General features: G+C 67.8%; 13 protein-coding genes and 2 tRNA genes. 12 read left to right on the forward strand and 3 right to left on the reverse strand.

Going from position 1 to position 17803, the window contains the following annotated elements; genetic code table 11:
- Positions 1–59 precede the first annotated feature (59 nt).
- The 3 genes from ASG92_RS17300 (at position 60) to ASG92_RS17310 (ending at position 3374) form a co-directional block, all read left to right on the forward strand.
- Positions 60–147: transfer RNA gene (locus tag ASG92_RS17300), tRNA-Ser, on the forward strand.
- Between the two features lie 108 nt (positions 148–255).
- The gene (locus tag ASG92_RS17305) at positions 256–1866 is read left to right on the forward strand and encodes an NAD(P)/FAD-dependent oxidoreductase (RefSeq protein ID WP_056630895.1); all 1611 of its coding nucleotides are present in this window, start codon (positions 256–258) and stop codon (positions 1864–1866) included.
- Positions 1863–3374, forward strand: a complete 1512-nt coding sequence (locus tag ASG92_RS17310; RefSeq protein ID WP_056630896.1) for an MFS transporter — start codon at positions 1863–1865, stop codon at positions 3372–3374. Before ASG92_RS17305 ends, ASG92_RS17310 begins: the two co-directional genes overlap by 4 nt.
- Here the strand turns inward: ASG92_RS17310 and ASG92_RS17315 are convergent.
- Positions 3319–5547 carry a RecQ family ATP-dependent DNA helicase gene (locus tag ASG92_RS17315; protein ID WP_056630899.1) on the reverse strand — a complete coding sequence of 743 codons (2229 nt, stop codon included), beginning with the start codon at positions 5545–5547 and terminating at the stop codon, positions 3319–3321. The two genes, ASG92_RS17310 and ASG92_RS17315, sit on opposite strands and share 56 nt — an antisense overlap.
- Before the next feature lie 155 nt (positions 5548–5702).
- On the opposite strand from ASG92_RS17315, the gene ASG92_RS17320 reads away from it, so the two are divergent.
- The 4 genes from ASG92_RS17320 (at position 5703) to ASG92_RS17335 (ending at position 9406) form a co-directional block, all read left to right on the forward strand.
- Positions 5703–7121: a phosphomannomutase/phosphoglucomutase gene (locus tag ASG92_RS17320; RefSeq protein ID WP_056630903.1), complete on the forward strand. Its 1419-nt coding sequence runs from the start codon at positions 5703–5705 to the stop codon at positions 7119–7121.
- Positions 7122–7131: 10 nt separating this feature from the next.
- A complete protein-coding gene (locus ASG92_RS17325; protein WP_056630906.1) occupies positions 7132–7614 on the forward strand; it encodes a hypothetical protein in 483 nt (160 codons plus the stop codon).
- A 45-nt stretch (positions 7615–7659) separates the two neighbouring features.
- Positions 7660–8109 carry an Rrf2 family transcriptional regulator gene (locus ASG92_RS17330; RefSeq protein WP_056630908.1) on the forward strand — a complete coding sequence of 150 codons (450 nt, stop codon included), beginning with the start codon at positions 7660–7662 and terminating at the stop codon, positions 8107–8109.
- Positions 8110–8245: 136 nt separating this feature from the next.
- Entirely contained in the window at positions 8246–9406 is a 1161-nt protein-coding gene (locus ASG92_RS17335; RefSeq protein ID WP_056630910.1) for a globin domain-containing protein, read from the forward strand.
- A gap of 126 nt (positions 9407–9532) precedes the next feature.
- Here ASG92_RS17335 and ASG92_RS17340 read toward each other — a convergent pair whose 3' ends face one another.
- A complete protein-coding gene (locus tag ASG92_RS17340) occupies positions 9533–11359 on the reverse strand; it encodes a phosphoenolpyruvate carboxykinase (GTP) (protein WP_056630913.1) in 1827 nt (608 codons plus the stop codon).
- Between the two features lie 279 nt (positions 11360–11638).
- Between ASG92_RS17340 and ASG92_RS17345 the strand changes: the two genes are divergently transcribed.
- A tRNA-Arg gene (locus ASG92_RS17345) sits at positions 11639–11712 on the forward strand.
- A 167-nt stretch (positions 11713–11879) separates the two neighbouring features.
- Here ASG92_RS17345 and ASG92_RS17350 read toward each other — a convergent pair.
- Positions 11880–12608, reverse strand: a complete 729-nt coding sequence (locus tag ASG92_RS17350; RefSeq protein WP_056630915.1) for an FCD domain-containing protein — start codon at positions 12606–12608, stop codon at positions 11880–11882.
- Between the two features lie 224 nt (positions 12609–12832).
- Between ASG92_RS17350 and ASG92_RS17355 the strand changes: the two genes are divergently transcribed.
- The 4 genes from ASG92_RS17355 to ASG92_RS17370 all read left to right on the forward strand — a co-directional run bounded on the left by ASG92_RS17355 (position 12833) and on the right by ASG92_RS17370 (position 17788).
- The gene (locus ASG92_RS17355; RefSeq protein WP_056630919.1) at positions 12833–14293 is read left to right on the forward strand and encodes an NAD(P)/FAD-dependent oxidoreductase; all 1461 of its coding nucleotides are present in this window, start codon (positions 12833–12835) and stop codon (positions 14291–14293) included.
- Between the two features lie 173 nt (positions 14294–14466).
- Positions 14467–15108 carry a hypothetical protein gene (locus tag ASG92_RS17360; protein WP_056630922.1) on the forward strand — a complete coding sequence of 214 codons (642 nt, stop codon included), beginning with the start codon at positions 14467–14469 and terminating at the stop codon, positions 15106–15108.
- The gene (locus tag ASG92_RS17365) at positions 15105–17141 is read left to right on the forward strand and encodes a YhgE/Pip family protein (RefSeq protein ID WP_056630925.1); all 2037 of its coding nucleotides are present in this window, start codon (positions 15105–15107) and stop codon (positions 17139–17141) included. The genes ASG92_RS17360 and ASG92_RS17365 overlap by 4 nt, the downstream gene beginning before the upstream one ends.
- A complete protein-coding gene (locus tag ASG92_RS17370; RefSeq protein WP_056630928.1) occupies positions 17138–17788 on the forward strand; it encodes a TetR/AcrR family transcriptional regulator in 651 nt (216 codons plus the stop codon). Before ASG92_RS17365 ends, ASG92_RS17370 begins: the two co-directional genes overlap by 4 nt.
- The last annotated feature ends 15 nt before the right edge of the window (positions 17789–17803 follow it).

Here is a 17803-nt window from a genome sequence, read left to right on the forward strand (position 1 = left end):
TGCCGTTTTGCACTGGATGGCCGGTTCTGCGTATCCTTGGTTGGCTAGTAATAGCAATTGGAGACGTGCCAGAGCGGCCGAATGGGCTTCACTGCTAATGAAGTGTGGGGCACAACTCCACCGGGGGTTCAAATCCCCCCGTCTCCGCGTTTGGCCCCGGTCCTCGGACCGGGGCCTTTTGCGTTCCCCCGGTGCATCCGTCCGCGTCGCGGACGGTCGGCGCGGACCTCGCCTTTCCGGTGGCAGGATAATCGCATGACAGGCAACGAGGCATTCGACGCGATCATCGTCGGCGGCGGGCACAACGGACTGGCGGCCGCGGGGTACCTTTCCAGGGCCGGCCAGCGGGTGCTGGTACTGGAGAGGCTTGGCCAGGCCGGCGGTGCCGCCGTTTCCGCCCAGGCGTTCGACGGCGTCGACGCCCGCCTGTCCCGCTACTCATATTTGGTCAGCCTCCTGCCGCGGCAGGTCATCGACGACCTCGGCCTGAACATCCGGCTGGCCCGCCGCCGGTATTCCTCCTACACGCCTGACCCGTCGCACCCGGGCCGCGGCCTTCTCATCGACAACGGCGACGCCGGCGGCACCACCGCATCCTTCACCGCCATTGGCGCGCCCGCCGGCGAGGCGGAGGCGTTCGACACGTTCTACGGCAACTGCCGCAAACTTACCGAGGCCCTGTGGCCCACCATGCTGTCCCCGCTGCCGACGAGGTCGGAGGCGAGGCGGCTGGCGGAAGCCGCCGGGGCCACCGAGGCGTGGGACGCGGTGATGGAGCGGCCCATCGGCGAATCCATCGCCGCGTCGCTGCAGCACGGCCTGGTGCGCGGGGTGGTGCTGACTGACGCCCTGATCGGTACATTCGCTCAAGCCGGCAGCGAAGACCTGCAGCAGAACATCTGCTTCCTTTACCACCTGATCGGCGGCGGCACCGGTGACTGGGATGTTCCGATCGGCGGCATGGGTTCGGTGTCCGGCGAGCTGGAACGGGCTGCCCGGGAAGCAGGAGCCACGGTTCTCACCGGCGCGGAAGTGACGGGCGTCGACCCCTTGGGAACCGTCACCTACACCTGTGCGGGCGAGGACCGCGTGGCCGCGGCCAGCTGGATTCTCGCCAACGTTGCCCCCGCCGTGCTGGCGCGGCTGAGGACGGGCGGGGCAGCCTCCCGGCCGGAGGACCTGAATCCCAACCACACCCTCGAGGGGGCACAGGTCAAGGTTAACCTGCTGCTGAAGAGACTCCCGCGGCTGCTGGACCAGACGGTCAGTCCGGAAGCGGCCTTCGGCGGCACCTTCCACATCAACGAGACGTGGGACCAGCTGGACCGGGCCTACCGGACGGCGGAATCTGGAGCCGTTCCCCGGCCCTTGCCGTGCGAGATCTACTGCCACTCGCTGACGGACCCCACCATCCTGTCGCCGGAGTTGCAGGCGGCCGGAGCCCAGACCCTGACCGTGTTCGGACTCCACGTTCCGGACCGCCTCATCACCGAAGCGAACAACGAGGCGCGCCGTGCCGAACTCAAGGCGGCCGTGCTCAGCTCCCTAAACTCCGTGCTCGCAGAGCCCATCGAGGACCTCCTCATGACGGCACCGGACGGGCGCCCCTGCATTGAAACCAAGACCACACTGGACATCGAGCGGGCCGTCGGCATGCCGCGCGGCAACATCTTCCACGGAGGCCTGGACTGGCCCTTCGTGGACGACGGGACTCCGCTGGACACCCCGGCCCGCCGCTGGGGCGTGGCCACCGGCGATGACCGCATTCTGCTGTGCGGCTCCGGTGCACGCCGGGGCGGGGCCGTCAGCGCAATCGGCGGCCACAACGCAGCCATGGCCGTTCTGGAACTGGAGGGGGGCTCATGAGCCGGGAATCAGGCGCCCAGGGGCAGGAGCCGACGGCGGCCCAACCGTGGAACCCGCGGCTCGCCTTGCTGGTGGCTGCCACGTTCTTCATGGAATTCCTGGACGGGACGGTGCTGACCACGGCGATCCCCAGCATCGCCGGTGACTTCGGCGTGCCGGCCGCCAGCGTGAACATCACCATGACCGCCTACCTGATGACGGTGGCCATGGGCATCCCGCTCAGCGGCTGGCTGGCCGAACGGCTGGGCGCGCGGCGCGTGTTCTGCCTGGCCATTGCAGTCTTCACCGTTGCTTCCCTGCTCTGCGCGGCGAGCCAGGACCTGACCGTGCTGACGCTGAGCCGCGTCCTGCAAGGCATCGGCGGGGCAATGATGGTCCCCGTGGGCACGCTCGTGGTGCTTCGCGGGACGCCCAAGGCGGGGCTGCTGCGGGCCACGGCCTACCTCGTGTGGCCGGGGCTCCTGGCGCCGGTGCTGGCGCCGCTGGTGGGCGGTGCGCTGACAACCTATCTGTCCTGGCACTGGATCTTCCTGATCAACCTTCCGCTCGGCGCCGCCGCTTTCCTGGCCGCCCTGCGCCTCGTTCCGCCCGTGGCCGGCGACCGGCACCGCCGGCTGGACTGGGCAGGTTTGGCCCTCACCACCGCCGGGGTGGGCGCGCTGGTGGTGGGGCTGGAACTGGCCAGCAGCCACCCGGAGGGTCCCTGGACCTGGCCCAGCATCGCGGCGGGGGTCCTTGCCCTGGCCGCTGCTGCCGTGTGGATGCTGCGGGCAGCGAACCCGCTGTTCGACCTGACGGTGTTTGCCACGCGGACGTTCCGGGCAACAAATACCGGCGGCTTCATCTACCGGCTGACCATCAGCGCCGTCCCCTTCCTCCTTCCCCTGATGTTCCAGGAAGGCTTCGGGTGGAGCCCCCTGCACGCGGGCATCATGGTGGCGGCGGTCTTCATCGGGAACATCGGCATCAAACCCGCCACCACCCCGCTGATCAGGCGCTTCGGATTCAAGCCGGTGCTGGTCTGTGCCTCGCTTGCCTCGGCGGCGACCTTTGTGCTGTGCGCGCTGCTCACAGCGGGAACCCCGGAACCGCTGATTTTTGCGCTTCTGGTGTGCAGCGGGGTGTTCCGCTCCATCGGGTTCTCCGCCTACGCGTCCGTCCAGTACGCCGACATCCTTCCCGGCCAGCTGACGTCGGCGAACGCAGTTTCGGCCACGATGGTCCAGCTCGCAACCGGAACCGGGATCGCCGTCGGCGCGCTGCTGCTCCGCGTTTTCGACTCAGCTCCGGTCCTGGCCAGCGGGCTGGGAAGTGTGCTGGGAGGTGTGCTGGGGGCCGCAACGGACGGCGGCGCGGTGGCCGCCTACCGGGGCGCTTTCCTGTCCATCGCCCTGCTGATGCTGCTCAGCACTGTTGACAGCCTCATGCTGCACCGGAATGCCGGTGCGGAGGTCAGCCGGCCTGGGCCAGCGCCAGCGGCAGAACCGCCCCGGCGCCGGCCCGCCTGAGGGCACGGCCGGCCACGGTGACAGTCCAGCGGCTGTCCACGAGGTCATCGATGAGCATCACGCTCTGGCCGCCGAAACCGGCGAGGGCGGACCCGAGTTCCTGGCCCACCGCGAGGCGGTCCCAGACGCCGGCCAGGCGGTAGGCGCTGTTTCCGCCGCGGCCGCCCGTGGGGCCGCCGTGCTCCAGCTGAAGCTGCCCGATGTAGGGGATGCGGCCGATCTCCGAGATGCCCCTGGCCAGCGAGTCCACAAGTGCGGGCCTGCCGCGCGACGGCATGCTGACAATTGCCGCCGGACGCCCCGCGCCGCTCCAGCCCGGAACCCTGGAGTCACCGGCGCCCCATTCCCGCAGCACCTGGACGCAGGCCTGCAGCATGCCGGGGTCAACGGTGCGGTCCGGGGCTCCCGCAGCAAAGAGCTCCCGCAGCGCACCGCCCCAGCCCAGGTCCGTGAGCCTGGCGAGGACGCGGCCGTCGGCGAGGTTTTCGTCGGGCTTGATTTTCCCCTTCACCGGCACTCCGAGCCGGTCCATGCCGCTGGGCCACTGAAGCCGAGGTTCCAGCACGATGCCTGCCCGGCTCAGCGTCTGCCCCGCAGCCTCGGTGGCCGCGGATGCGATGTCCGCGGGGAACCACCGGCCCGCGCAGTTGTCGCACCGGCCGCAGGCGGCGGCGGTGTCGTCATCCAGCACCGACGTGATGTATTCCATCCGGCACCCTGCGGTGTCCTGGTAGATGACCATGGAGTCCTGCTCGTCCACGCGCGCTTCCGAGATGCGGCGGTACCGTTCGGCGTCGTAGGTCCAGGGCATACCCGTGGACCGCCAGCCGCCGCCGACGCGTTCCACGGCACCGTCCACGGAGAGCACCTTCAACAGCAGTTCCAGCGGCGTCCGGCGAAGGTCAACCCGGGCCTCGAGCGCAACCGTCGACACTGCCGACCCGGCCTCCGCCAGGGCGGTCAGCACGGCGGCGGCTTTCTCCTCCGACGGCATGGAGGCGGTGGCGAAGTACTGCCAGATCTCGCGGTCCTCGGAGCCGGGAAGCAGCAGGACGTCGGCGTTCGCGGCGCCACGCCCGGCACGGCCCACCTGCTGGTAGTAGGCCACCGGGGAGGACGGTGCTCCAAGGTGCACCACAAAGCCGAGGTCCGGCTTGTCGAAGCCCATCCCCAGGGCCGACGTGGCGACGAGCGCCTTCACCTGGTTGTCCTTGAGGAGCTGCTCGGCCCGTTCGCGGTCCGCGGGGTCGGTGCGGCCCGTGTAGGCGAGCACCTCATGGCCTGCCTCAGCGAGAAGCCGGGCAGTGTCCTCGGCCGCGGACACGGTCAGTGTGTAGATGATCCCGCTGCCCGGCAAGTCCGCCAGGTGCGTCAGCAGCCAGCCGAGCCGCTCGCGCGAATCGGGCAGCGTCAGCACTCCGAGCCGCAGCGACTCCCTGCCCAGGGCGCCGCGGATGGTCAGCACGCCGTCTCCCAGTTGCTCCTCGATGTCGTGCACTACGCGGGAGTTGGCCGTGGCGGTGGTGGCCAGCACGGGAACGGTGTCCGGCAGCTGCGTGATGAGGTCCGCGATGCGGCGGTAGTCCGGCCGGAAGTCGTGGCCCCAGTCGGAAATGCAGTGGGCCTCGTCGATGACCAGCAGCCCGGTGCGGCGGATGAGCTCCGGCAGCTGGTTTTCGCGGAACGCGGGATTGGTGAGCCGTTCGGGTGACACCAGCAGGACGTCCACCTGGTCCGCGGCCAGCTGTTCGCGCACGGTGTCCCACTCGAGCTGGTTGGCGGAGTTGATGGCGACGGCCCGGACACCGGCGCGGGCGGCGGCCGCCACCTGGTCCCGCATCAGCGCCAGCAGCGGTGACACGATGAGCGTGGGGCCCGCTCCGCGCCGCCTCAGCAGCAGCGAGGCCACGAAGTAGACAGCGGACTTCCCCCAGCCTGTCCGCTGCACCACCAGAGCGCGGCGACCGGCGTCGACCAGGGCCTCAATGGCCTCGAACTGGCCGTCGTGGAAGTCGGCTTCCGGGTGCCCTACCAGCCCCCGCAACACCTCGAGGGCCTGGCCCCGGGTCGCAGAGACCGCCCCCTGCTCCGTGCCGGGTGCGGTACCGGATACCGTGCCGGACGGAAAGGTGGAAGCGGACGGAAGAACTGCAGCGTGCTGGTTATTGGCCATTGATTCAGTATCCCAGCCGCCTCTGACACTCCCAAGCGAGGATCCGCGTATGTGGACAAGCGCCGGCCCGGAACAGATGCGGCGCCGCAACCCGCCGCCGCCTCCGTGACTTCCGGTTCGCAGGCCACGCCTGGCTTCCCCGTAAGATAAATCCCGTGACTAGCGACCAGACCCGTACTTTTGACCTTTCAGCCTCATTCAAGGCGTATGACGTCCGCGGCATCGTGGGCGACTCCATCACCGCTGAAATCGTCGAAGCGGTCGGGGCCGCCTTCGTCGACGTGCTGGGGCTGGAAGGCCAGACCGTCCTGGTCGGAGGCGACATGCGGCCCTCCTCCCCCGAGTTCAGCAAGGCCTTTGCCAACGGCGCCGCCACGCGCGGAGCCAACGTCCAGCTGCTGGACCTGATCTCCACGGACGAGCTGTACTACGCGTGCGGCGCCCTGAACGCCGCCGGAGCCACGTTCACGGCAAGCCACAACCCCGCGGAATACAACGGCATCAAGATGGCCAAGGCCGGAGCCGTCCCCATCTCCTCGGAAACGGGGCTCAAGGAAATCCAGGCCCTCGCCGAGCAGTACCTGAACACGGGCAGCATCCCCGTCGCGGAAACCCGCGGCCAGATCGGCGTCCAGGACGTCCTGAAGGGCTACGCCGAATACCTGCGCAAGCTCGTGGACCTCTCCGGTTCCCGCCCCCTGAAAGTGGTGGTGGATGCCGGCAACGGCATGGCCGGACTCACCACGCCCGCGGTGCTCGGCGACGCCCTGCTGCCGGAGCTTCCCTTTGACATCATTCCGCTGTACTTCGAGCTGGACGGCTCCTTCCCGAACCACCCGGCCAACCCCCTGGAGCCGGAGAACCTGCGCGACCTCCAGGCCGCCGTCGTCAAACACGCGGCTGACATCGGGCTGGCCTTCGACGGCGACGCCGACCGCTGCTTTGTTATCGACGAAAACGGCGACGCCGTGTCGCCGTCGGCCATCACCGGCATGGTGGCCCGCCGCGAGATCGCACGCGCCAAGGCGCAGGGCGAGCAGACGCCCACCATCATCCACAACCTGCTGACGTCCCGGGCAGTGCCCGAACTCGTCGCCCAGGACGGCGGCCGCGCCGTCCGCACCCGCGTGGGCCACTCCTTCATCAAGGCCGTCATGGCCAAGGAAGGCGCCGTCTTCGGCGGCGAGCACTCCGCCCACTTCTACTTCCGGGACTTCTGGAACGCGGACACCGGAATGCTCGCGGCCATGCACGTGCTGGCCGCCCTGGGCGAACAGGACGGCCCGCTCTCGGAGCTCGGCCGCGAGTACGAGCCGTACATCTCCTCCGGCGAAATCAACTCCGAGATCGAGGACAAGGCCGGCGCCGTGGAGCGGGTCCGCGCCGATTTTGCGAACGACGACGTTGACGTCGACCACCTGGACGGCAGCACCTTCACGGCCGCGGACGGAAGCTACTGGTTCAACCTGCGCCCCTCCAACACCGAACCGTTCCTGCGCCTGAACGCTGAGGCCACGGACCAGGCCACCATGGAACGCGTGCGCGACCGCGTGCTGGCGCTGGTCCGCCGCTAGGACCGCGGAAATGGCAGAGTCCCCTGCATCGCCGGCAGAGTCGTCGTGGCGCACGTCCGTGCCGGAATCCGCCGCCACGGACCTGGAGAACCTCCTTGGCACCGGCATGGGCGCTGCGCAGGAGCAGCTTGAGCGCAACGGCGGCTTCCTGCCGTTCGCGCTGGTGGTGGAGAACGACGGCGAGGTCCGGCTTGTGGCCGTCTCGCCGGCTGATGCGGACCCAGGGTCGGATGACGAGTTCGACGCCGATGAGATGATCGGCGACCTCACCGAGCTGCTGCGCCAGAACCGGGAAGACTTCCGGGCAGCGGCGATAGTCTGCGACATCACCCTGGTCGAGGAAGGCTCGGACGCCATCCACGTGGCCACTGAGCACCGCGACGGAGCCGTGTTCGCGGCAGTCCTTCCGTACGCGGCGAACACGGCCACGCGTGAATGGGACTTCGGGGAACTGGCCGCGGACACCAACGAGCCAGCCATCTGGGTGGACTAGACCGGGTGGTCCCGTCTCCTTGGCGTGTGTTATTAAGCTAGTGACATGAAAATCAACGCCTTCGCGGACGTCAGCCTGCGCGCCCTCATGGTGCTGGCTGCAGCGCCGGACGGCGATCTGCTCACCACGCAGAGCGTGGCGGACGCCGTCGGCACTCCCTACAACCACGTCAGCAAGGCCATGGCCAAGCTGCGCCTGCTCGGTCTGATCGACGTTGAGCGCGGGCGCAACGGCGGATCCAGGCTCAACGCAGCCGGCCGGGTCATCACCGTGGGCAAGGTCCTGCGGCAGCTCGACACCCGGTCTGACGCCGCGGATTGCGTCTCCCCGAGCGGCGATTGCCCGCTGATCAACGAATGCCGTCTTCGGGGCGCACTGGCCCGCGCCCGGGAAGCCTTCTACCGGGAACTGGATGAGGTCGTGGTGGCCGAGCTGCCCGGTTCCCGCCAGATGGCGCCCGTTTTCCAGGCGATCCGCCTGCGCCACGGAATCTGACCCGGCTCCGCCCCTCGCCGATTTGGTGAATCATTTCTACAGGGTGTAGAAATTGGGTAAGGAAATTGGCATATCAAATGCTAGTATCCGCATCCGGTCCGGACGAAGGCCCCGGGCCACAACCTCAGGAGTACACATGCTCTCGGACAAAGCCCGCCCTGTCATCGAGGCCACGCTTCCGCTGGTCGGTTCCCGGATCGGCGAAATCACGCCCAAGTTCTATGCCCGGCTTTTCGCCGCCCACCCCGAACTCCTGGACGGCCTGTTCAGCCGCTCCAACCAGCGCTCCGGCAACCAGCAGCAGGCGCTGGCCGGCAGCATCGCCGCCTTCGCGACCCACTTGGTCAACAACCCGGGCACGCTTCCGGAGGCCGTGCTGTCCAGGATTGCGCACAAGCACGCCTCGCTGGGCATCACCGAACCGCAGTACCAGGTGGTCTACGAGCACCTGTTCGCTGCCATCGCGGAGGACCTGGCCGGGGTCATCACCCCCGAAATCGCCGAGGCCTGGACCGAGGTCTACTGGCTCATGGCGGACGCGCTGATCAAACTGGAAAAGGGACTCTACGCGGCTCAGGCAAACAGCAAGATGTGGACGCCATGGAAGGTGGCCGCCAAGACGCCGGCCGGAACCGGTGCCATCACCTTCACGCTTGAACCGGCGGACGACACTCCCATCACTCCCGCGCTTCCGGGCCAGTATGTCAGCGTGAAGGTCCAGCTGCCGGACGGCCTTCGCCAGGTCCGCCAGTACTCACTGTCCGACGACGCGGGCACGGCCCGCACCTTCACCACAAAGCTGGACGACGGCGGCGAGGTGTCCCCGGTGCTGCACGCCGGCGTCGGTGTTGGAGACATCCTGGAAATCTCCAACCCGTACGGCGAAATCACGCTCAAGGACGGGGACGGCCCCGTGGTCCTCGCATCCGCCGGCATCGGCTGCACTCCCACGGCCTCCATCCTGCGTTCGCTCGCGGAGGCAGAGACCGGGCGGCAGGTGCTGGTGCTGCACGCGGAAAGCACCCTCGACAGCTGGGCCCTGCGCGGGCAGATGACCGAGGATGTGGAGCGCCTTGACGGCGCAGACCTTCAGCTCTGGCTCGAGGAGCCGCAGTCCGGATCCAGGGCCGGTTTCATGTCGCTGCGCGAAGTGGACGTGCCGGCCGACGCATCGCTGTACCTGTGCGGCCCGCTGCCGTTCATGCGGAAAATCCGCAGCGAGGCCATCGACGCCGGCATTCCGGCGACCCGGATCCACTACGAGGTCTTCGGCCCGGACATCTGGCTCGCCTCATAACCGCAGAAGCGCGAACGGACACTTAGGCCCCGGGGCTTAAGTGTCCGTTCGCGTTAAGTACGACGGCGGCCCCGCACCTTCCAGCGAAAAGGTGCGGGGCCGCCGTCGTACTGAATTGCAGGCGGTCTAGGCCAGGCGGGCTTTCAGCCCGTCAAGCTCGCTTTGGAGCGCCGCGGGCAGCGAGCTGCCGAAGTTGGCGAACCATTCCTCGATCGAAGCGAGCTCGGTCTTCCACTCATCGGGGTCGACGCGCACAGCCGCTTCCACCTCGGCGGGGGTCATGTCCAGGCCGGTCAGGTCGATGGAGTCGCCGGTCGGCACGAAGCCGATGGGCGTCTCCACGGCGTCGGCCTTGCCTTCGAGGCGTTCGATGGCCCACTTGAGGACGCGTGCGTTGTCCCCGAAGCCCGGCCAGGCGAAGCCGCCCTCGGCGGTGCGGCGGAACCAGTTCACCAGGAAGATCTTGGGCAGACGCTCCGGGTTGGCCTTGGCGGACAGGTTCACCCAGTGGTTCAGGTAGTCGCCTGCGTCGTAGCCGATGAACGGGAGCATGGCCATCGGGTCGCGGCGCACGACGCCAACGGCACCGGCGGCGGCGGCGGTGGTCTCCGAGGACAGCGTCGAGCCCATGAAGATGCCGTTGGACCAGTCACGCGCCTGGGTGACCAGCGGGATGGTGGTCTTGCGGCGGCCGCCAAACAGGATCGCTGACAGCTCTACGCCATTCGGGCTGTGGTATTCCTCGGCCAGCATGTCGATCTGGTCGATCGGCGTGCAGAAGCGGGAGTTCGGGTGGGCCGCCGGCTTGTCGGGGCCGGGCGTCCAGGAGTTGCCCTGCCAGTCGGTGAGGTGGGCGGGCACTTCCTCAGTCATGCCCTCCCACCACACGCCGCCGTCGTCCGTGATTGCGACGTTGGTGAAGATGCTGTTGCCCTTGGCGATGGCGCGCATCGCGTTCGGGTTGGTGCCCCAGCCGGTGCCGGGAGCGACGCCGAACAGGCCCGCTTCCGGGTTGACGGCGCGGAGTTCGCCTTCCTTGCCGAAGCGCATCCAGGTGATGTCGTCCCCGAGGGTCTCCACCTTCCAGCCTTCGATGGTGGGGTCCAGCAGGGCAAGGTTGGTCTTGCCGCAGGCGGACGGGAACGCAGCGGAAACGTAGTAGGTCTTCTTTTCCGGCGAGGTCAGCTTGAGGATCAGCATGTGCTCGGCCAGCCAGCCCTCATCATGCGCCATGACGGAGGCGATGCGCAGGGCGTAGCACTTCTTGCCGAGCAGGGCGTTTCCGCCGTAGCCCGAGCCGAAGGACCAGATGGACCGTTCCTCGGGGAAGTGGACGATCCACTTGTCCGGGTTGCACGGCCAGGAAACGTCAGCCTGGCCGGGCTCCAGCGGAGCGCCGAGGGAGTGCAGCGCCGGGACAAAGAAGGCGTTCGTCTCGGTGATCCGGTTCAGGACGTCCGTGCCGATGCGGGCCATGATGCGCATGGATGCAACAACGTAGGCGCTGTCGGTGATCTCGACGCCGAACTTGGGATCCTCGGCATCTAGGTGGCCCATGACGAACGGGATGACGTACATGGTGCGGCCGCGCATGGAGCCGGAGAACAGCCCGTGCAGCTTCTCCTTCATCTCAGCCGGAGCCATCCAGTTGTTGGTGAAGCCGGCGTCGTGCTCGTTTTCGGAGCAGATGAACGTCTGCTCTTCCACGCGGGCCACGTCGGCGGGGTCTGAGAACGCGGCGAAGGAGTTGGGGAACAGCTCCGGGTTCAGCCGCTTCAGCGTGCCCGCGGCGACCAGTTCGTCGGTCAGGCGGGTGTTTTCTTCCTCGGAGCCGTCAACCCAGTGAATCCGGTCCGGCTGGGTCAGCCCAGCGACCTCTTCAACCCACGCCAGGAGTCCGGCATGTGTGGTGGGTGCTTTCTCAAGCAGCGGCAGTCGCGCCAGATGGCCCATTGTGGTTCCCTTCGTCGGGGTCAGTGGTGTGTGCTAAATGCTATTTGTGATCACGTAGCCCAATTCGTAGTCAGACATCGGATGTCCGCCCCCTCGGCGGGCAAATTCCGCGGAAACTCAAGGATCCGAGATCTAGAAATCTTGAAATTAGTGACGAAGGTCACATAGACCGGTCTAGTAGCGGAGATTACACAGTTCTCGATTTGGAACTGGGGCGGACCTCGCGTAAAGTTATTCGAGGTTCGGGGCGAGCGAAGAGTTCGGCAGGAACCGGAAGATGCGCCCATAGCTCAGCTGGATAGAGCGTCTGTCTACGGAACAGAAGGTCAGGGGTTCGAATCCCTTTGGGCGCACAGAGAGAAGATCCGCACCGGATATCCGGTGCGGATCTTCTGCTTTAAGCCCGGGTCTGGGTCAGCCGTGACGCGCGTGCGTCGGCTGTGCTCGGGAGCCCCTACCGCGGGCGGGCGTCACTCGGTGACGGCGTCACTGCCGGTGCGGGCGACACCCGGCGACGGCGTCACTCGGTGACGGCGTCGGAAATCCGGCGGCGGATGCCGTCGAAGTGGCGGGTCAGCTCCCGGGCGGCACGCGCCTTGTCACCGGCCGCCACGGCCGCGTAGACGTTCCGGTGCAGCGCGGCCACGGCAGCCAGGTCCTCGGCGCCCGCCCCGATCTCGGTATGGATTTTGCGGTAAACCTTCCAGAAGACACCCAGCAGGTTGAGCAGGAGCTCGTTGTTCAGGGGTTCAAAGAGCCTGCTGTGGAAGTCGGAGTCGGCGTCGACGAAGGACTCGCCCGCCGCCGCCAGCTCCTCCATCCGGACCACCGATTCCTCGATGCCGGCCAGCTGCTCGGCTGTGATCAGGTCCATCGAGCTGCCGATGAGGCCTGACTCCAGCGCCTGGCGCACGTCCACGAGCTGCAGCGCCTCAAGCCCGTGGTGCCGCAGGGACAGCCTGGCGCGGAAAATCAGGCCGTCCGCCAAGGCTTCAAAATTGCTGGGCGCCACGAACATTCCGAAGCCGTGGCGGATCTCAATGACGCCCAGGGCCTGCAGGACCTTGAGCGATTCCCGCAGCGTGTTCCGGCCCACCCCAAGGGCGATGCATAGCTCGTTCTCCGTGGGCAGCGCATCGCCGGCTTCGAGTTCGCGGTCCAGGATGAGGTCCATGATGTCCGACTGCAGGGCACGAAGGCGGGCCTGGGCGCTGAACCTGGCCGGCGGAACGATATTCGGGGACGGCATCGGAACTCCTTCGTGACGGTACTTCCCCACACCGTAGCGGATGTCCCATGTCCCCTGAGCGGGACGGTGCATTGTTACGGACCCTGGCATTGGTGCGGACCCCGGCTGCATCGGTGGCGCCGGTGCCGGCGGCGTGCGCCGGCCGCCAGCCCCACGCCGCGCCTGCCGCGCGTCCGCGCCGCGCGCCCAATAAACGATGCAGGGCCCCGGCGTAGGCTGTTGCCATGACGCCACATGTTGTTGAACGGGAATTCGATGTCATTGTGATCGGCGCCGGCGCTGCAGGCGAAAACGTCGCAGACCGCGTGGTGCAGGGTGGCCTCACCGCGGTGCTGGTGGAGGCTGAACTGGTGGGCGGCGAATGCTCTTACTGGGCCTGCATGCCGTCAAAGGCCCTGCTCCGGCCCGGCACCGCGCTCCACGGTGCACAGGCTGTCCCCGGAGCCCGCGAGGCGGTCACCCGGACCCTTGACGTCGCGGCCGTCCTCGCGAGCCGCGACGCCTTCACCTCGAAGTGGCAGGACGACAGCCAGGTGAAGTGGGTGGAGGAGGCCGGCATTGAGCTGATCCGCGGGCAGGGCCGGATCACCGCGCCCCGGGCCGCGGAAGTCGCCGGCCTCGACGGCAAGTCATACGTGCTCACTGCGCGTCACGCCGTCGTCCTGGCGAACGGTTCCACGCCCAACCTGCCGCCCATCGACGGACTTTCCGAGGTTCCCTACTGGGGAACCCGCGAGGCGACGTCGGCCAAGGAGGTTCCGGAACGGCTGGCCGTCCTTGGCGGGGGCGTCGCCGGCACGGAGCTCGCCCAGGCCTTTGCCCGCCTCGGGTCGGCCGTGACCCTTGTGGCGCGCAGCGGCCTGCTGCGAAACTTTCCCGCGGAGGCTGCGAAGCTCGTTGCCGCCGGGCTCCGCGCCGACGGAGTGGAAATCCGCCTGAATACCAAGACGCAAAGCGTCCGCAAAGACGGAGACGGCGCCCTGACCCTGACGTTCGACGGCGGCGACACCGTTTCGGTGGACAAGCTGCTGGTTTCGACGGGGAGGCATCCCGCCCTCGAGGGGCTCGGGCTGGAAAGCGTGGGGCTCGCTGCCGGCACGGGAACGGCCCCGACGCTGAGCACGGACTCCACCGGCCTGGTGCACGGCGCCGCCGGCAGTGACGACGGTCCGTGGCTGTATGCCGTGGGGGACGCGGCCGGCAATGCCCTGCTGACCCACCAGGGCAAGTACGAGGCCCGCGCCACCGGCGCAGCCATCGCGGACCGCGCCAAAGGCGAGCTGAAGGGGGCGCCCGCAGACTGGAGCCGCTGTGCGCAGACCGCAAACAAGCACGCGGTTCCCAATGTGGTGTTCACGGATCCGGAGCTGGCGAATGTCGGCCGGTCCGTGGAGCAGGCCCGAAAGGACGGCTACAACGTGTCGTCCGTGGAGCTGCCCATCGCCGTGGCCGGTTCGTCCCTGCACGCTAGGAACTACGAGGGCTGGGCGCAGCTCGTGATCGATGAGGACCGCAAGGTCCTGCTGGGTGCGACCTTCGCCGGCCCCGACGTCGCCGAGCTGCTGCACGCGGCGACAATCGCCGTCGTCGGCGGGGTACCGCTCGACCGGCTCTGGCACGCCGTCCCCTCCTACCCCACCGTCAGCGAAGTCTGGCTCCGGCTCCTGGAGAAGTACGGCCTCTGACCCCTGGGAAAACCAGAGCGCGAACGGACACTTGCGGCCCCAAATCCCGGCGATTTTGGGGCCTCAAGTGTCCGTTCGCGCATGACTGATGGGTCACAGTGGCACGAATCTATTTGAACTGACCGGTCAGTTTAGTTAGCCTTGATGCAGACGACATCTGCGAAAGGCTCCCTTTGCTCTCCGTACAACAGCTTCGCGTGAACGGCAGGCGGGACGATCTCCTCCCGCCCACGTCACTGCAGGCATCCCGCGGCGAACTGCTGCTGGTCACGGCCGACCGCCAGGACCAGCGGACCGCGCTGGCCCTGGCCATCAGCGGCCGGATGAAGCCCGGCGGCGGCACCATCAGCTGGGACGGGCAGGCCAAAATCAAGCAGCTCCGCACCGCCGGCGCGCTGGTGGACTCCCCCGGCGTCAACGAACCCGAACAGCACCTGAGTGTCCGCGACCTGGTGACGGAGGACTTGTCCCTCATTCCGCGCCGGTACCGCGGCGCCCTCCTCAGCAAGCCCTGGCTGAAGGTCAACCGGTTCGAGGACATCGCCGGGATGTGGGCTGAGCAGCTCCCGCCGCGGCGCCGCACCGAGCTCCTGACAGCCCTGGCGCTCGCCAACCCGCGCACCGACCTCCTTGTCCTGGACTCCCCCGACAGGCACAGCGCCGATCCGGCGGACTGGCTGCCGCGGCTCCAGGAACTGGCGTACGACGGCGGCCGGCCACTCGCCGTCGTCGCCACCGTGACTGCCCTCCCGCCCGGCTGGACCGGCCCGGCCGCCGTCATCGAAGAACAACCCGAAAACGAGGACGCAAAGTGACTGTGCTGCGGCTTGCCCGTTCCGAACTCAAGCGGATGACCGGCGGCCTGCTGCCCAAGCTGACCATCTTGGCGCTGACCATGGTGCCCCTGCTTTACGGCGCAGTGTACCTGTACGCCAACTGGAATCCGTATGGCAACCTGAACCGGATTGACGCCGCGCTCGTGATGGAGGACACCGGCGCCGCCACCAGCGACGGCGTCCGCCTGCAGGCCGGGCAGAAGGTGGCCGAGAGCCTGGTTGAAGGGCACGTGTTCAACTGGCAGCCCGTCCAGTCCGCAGCCGAAGCCGACCAGGGCGTCAGCGACGGAAAGTACGCCTTTGCGCTCAAAATCCCCCGCGACTTTTCCAGCAACCTGGCCTCCCCGGGAAGTTTCGATTCGGCCAGCCAGGCCATGCTCAACGTCACCACCAACGACGCCAACAACTACCTGCTCAGCACCATCGTGGACAAGCTCACCACCGCCGTGCATGCCTCAGTCGCCAAGGAGGTCGGCGCGGAAACAGCGAACCAGCTCCTGACGGGCTTCGGCACCATCCACACACAAATGGCCAAGGCGGCCGACGGCGCGGAAACCCTGGCGGACGGTGTCGCCCGGCTCCGCGACGGCGCCGCAAGTCTGCACCAGGGCACCGGCCAGCTCGAGGCAGGCGCGGCGGAACTGTACAACGGCGAGGTCAAACTTCGCGACGGCGCCGCGCAGCTGGCTTCCGGAGCCGGCCAGCTGAGCGGCGGGCTGGCACAGCTCAAGGACAAGACTGCCGGGCTTCCCGCCGATTCGCAGAGACTCTCCGACGGCGCGGCCCAGGTCGCCGCCGGAAACGCGGCACTGAACACCAGAGTCCAGGACGTCGTCGGGCAGCTGCAGGCCGCAGACACCGGCCTCCGGACACGGGTCCAGGAGTCCAACGCCCGGCTGGTCGCCGCCGGGGTCCTCACCCAGGAACAGGCAGCCAAAGTCCTGGCGGAATTCGACACCGCCGCCGCCTCGGGCCCGGCCACCGACGCGAGGACGAAAATCCAGGCCGACGCCGCACAGATCCAGCAGCTCGCCGACGGCTCCGCCGCCGTGAGCGCCGGGGCGGCCAGGCTCGCCGCAGCAACGCCCGCGCTGTCCGGCGCCATCTCGACCGCCTCGAGCGGCGCGGACCGGCTCGCCGCCGGCGCCACAACCCTGGCAGCCGGACAGCAGACGGCCGTGGACGGTGCGGCCGCGCTGTCCGAGGGGGCCCGTAAGCTTGACAACGGCGCAGCCCAGCTGGAGACCGGTGCAGGCACCGCCGCCGACGGTTCCCGGACGCTGGCCACGGAGCTGTCGAAGGGTGCCGGCAAGGTACCGAACCCGGATGAAGCGCAGAAAAACAACCTCTCCGGAGTGATGTCCGACCCCGTGGCCGTCAGCAACGTATCGCAGGCCAAGGCTGGTTCCTACGGCGCCGGACTGGCGCCCTTCTTCCTGACCCTGGCATTGTGGATCGGCGTGTTCATGCTGATCCAGGCCATGCGCCCCGTCACTCAGCGCGCCCTCGCCTCCAACGCCCCCGCCTGGAAGATCGCCGTCGGAGGCTGGCTTCCGTTCCTTGCCGTGTCCGCCGTGCAGGCCAGCCTGCTCACCGTTGTGGTGAATGTCGCGCTGGGGCTGAATCCTGCCCATCCGGTGCTCATGTGGCTGTTCCTGCTTGCCGCGGCGGCGGCCTTCAGTGCCATCATCCAGGGCGTGGTGGCACTGCTGGGTTCTCCCGGGAAGCTGGTGGTGCTCATTCTCCTCGTGCTGCAGCTTGTCTCCTCCGGCGGAACCTTCCCGTGGCAGACCACGCCGCAGCCGCTGCATGTGGTGCATCAGATCCTGCCCATGGGTTACGTGGTCAACGGCATGCGGCACCTGATCTACGGCGCGGACCTCTCGATGATTCCGTCCACCGTGGCGGGACTGCTTGGCTACACTTTGCTGGGGGTGGTGCTCTCAACGCTGGCCGTCCGCAAGCACAAGTTCTGGACCCTCAAAACCCTGAAACCGGAGATCGCCGTATGAGCTCGTCGGAGGCCGGCCAGGCGGCCGTTCAGCCCAAGAAACTCCGTCCTGCCCGGACGAACGCCACCAAGCAGAAGCTCTTCGAGGCCTCCATGGAGCTGATCGGCGAACGCGGCGCGGCAGGGGTGACAGTGGACGAGATCGCTGCGGCGGCAGGCGTTTCCAAGGGAACGGTCTACTACAACTTCGGCAGCAAGTCCGATCTGATCGCCCAGCTCCTGCGGCACGGCGTGGACATCCTCGAAGCCAGGCTTCTCAGCGTGCAGGACGAATCGGCGGACGCCCTCGCCGGGATGGACGCCATGATCGGGCAGGCCATGGACTTCATGGCGGAATATCCGTCCTTCGCCCGGCTGTGGGTGAGCGAGAACTGGCGCACTCCCAGCGAATGGCAGGACACGTTCGCGGAGCTGCGCGCGCGGCTGCTCGGAGTGATCGGCTCGGCGATTGAAAGGGTGGCCGCGGAGTATCCCGTGGACGCCTCGATCTCCCGGGGAAGCCTGGAAACGGCGATATTCGGCGCCTGTTTTGTGGTGGGACTCGACCGCCAGACGTACAACCCGGAGCGGACCCGTGACCAAAGCGTTGCCGCCATCATGGCCATCATGCGTGGCTACGTGCAGAAGCAGCCTGATCCTCAGGGATGATTAGTCCCATGGGCC

Origin of the sequence: Arthrobacter sp. Soil736, from assembly GCF_001428005.1 — a bacterium.
Taxonomy (GTDB): domain Bacteria; phylum Actinomycetota; class Actinomycetes; order Actinomycetales; family Micrococcaceae; genus Arthrobacter.

Coding starts and splice junctions, on each gene's coding strand:
- ASG92_RS17305 (WP_056630895.1), top strand. CDS start 256: ATGACAGGCAACGAGGCATTCGACGCGATCATCGTCGGCGGCGGGCAC.
- ASG92_RS17310 (WP_056630896.1), top strand. CDS start 1,863: ATGAGCCGGGAATCAGGCGCCCAGGGGCAGGAGCCGACGGCGGCCCAA.
- ASG92_RS17315 (WP_056630899.1), bottom strand. CDS start 5,547: ATGGCCAATAACCAGCACGCTGCAGTTCTTCCGTCCGCTTCCACCTTT.
- ASG92_RS17325 (WP_056630906.1), top strand. CDS start 7,132: ATGGCAGAGTCCCCTGCATCGCCGGCAGAGTCGTCGTGGCGCACGTCC.
- ASG92_RS17330 (WP_056630908.1), top strand. CDS start 7,660: ATGAAAATCAACGCCTTCGCGGACGTCAGCCTGCGCGCCCTCATGGTG.
- ASG92_RS17335 (WP_056630910.1), top strand. CDS start 8,246: ATGCTCTCGGACAAAGCCCGCCCTGTCATCGAGGCCACGCTTCCGCTG.
- ASG92_RS17340 (WP_056630913.1), bottom strand. CDS start 11,359: ATGGGCCATCTGGCGCGACTGCCGCTGCTTGAGAAAGCACCCACCACA.
- ASG92_RS17350 (WP_056630915.1), bottom strand. CDS start 12,608: ATGCCGTCCCCGAATATCGTTCCGCCGGCCAGGTTCAGCGCCCAGGCC.
- ASG92_RS17355 (WP_056630919.1), top strand. CDS start 12,833: ATGACGCCACATGTTGTTGAACGGGAATTCGATGTCATTGTGATCGGC.
- ASG92_RS17370 (WP_056630928.1), top strand. CDS start 17,138: ATGAGCTCGTCGGAGGCCGGCCAGGCGGCCGTTCAGCCCAAGAAACTC.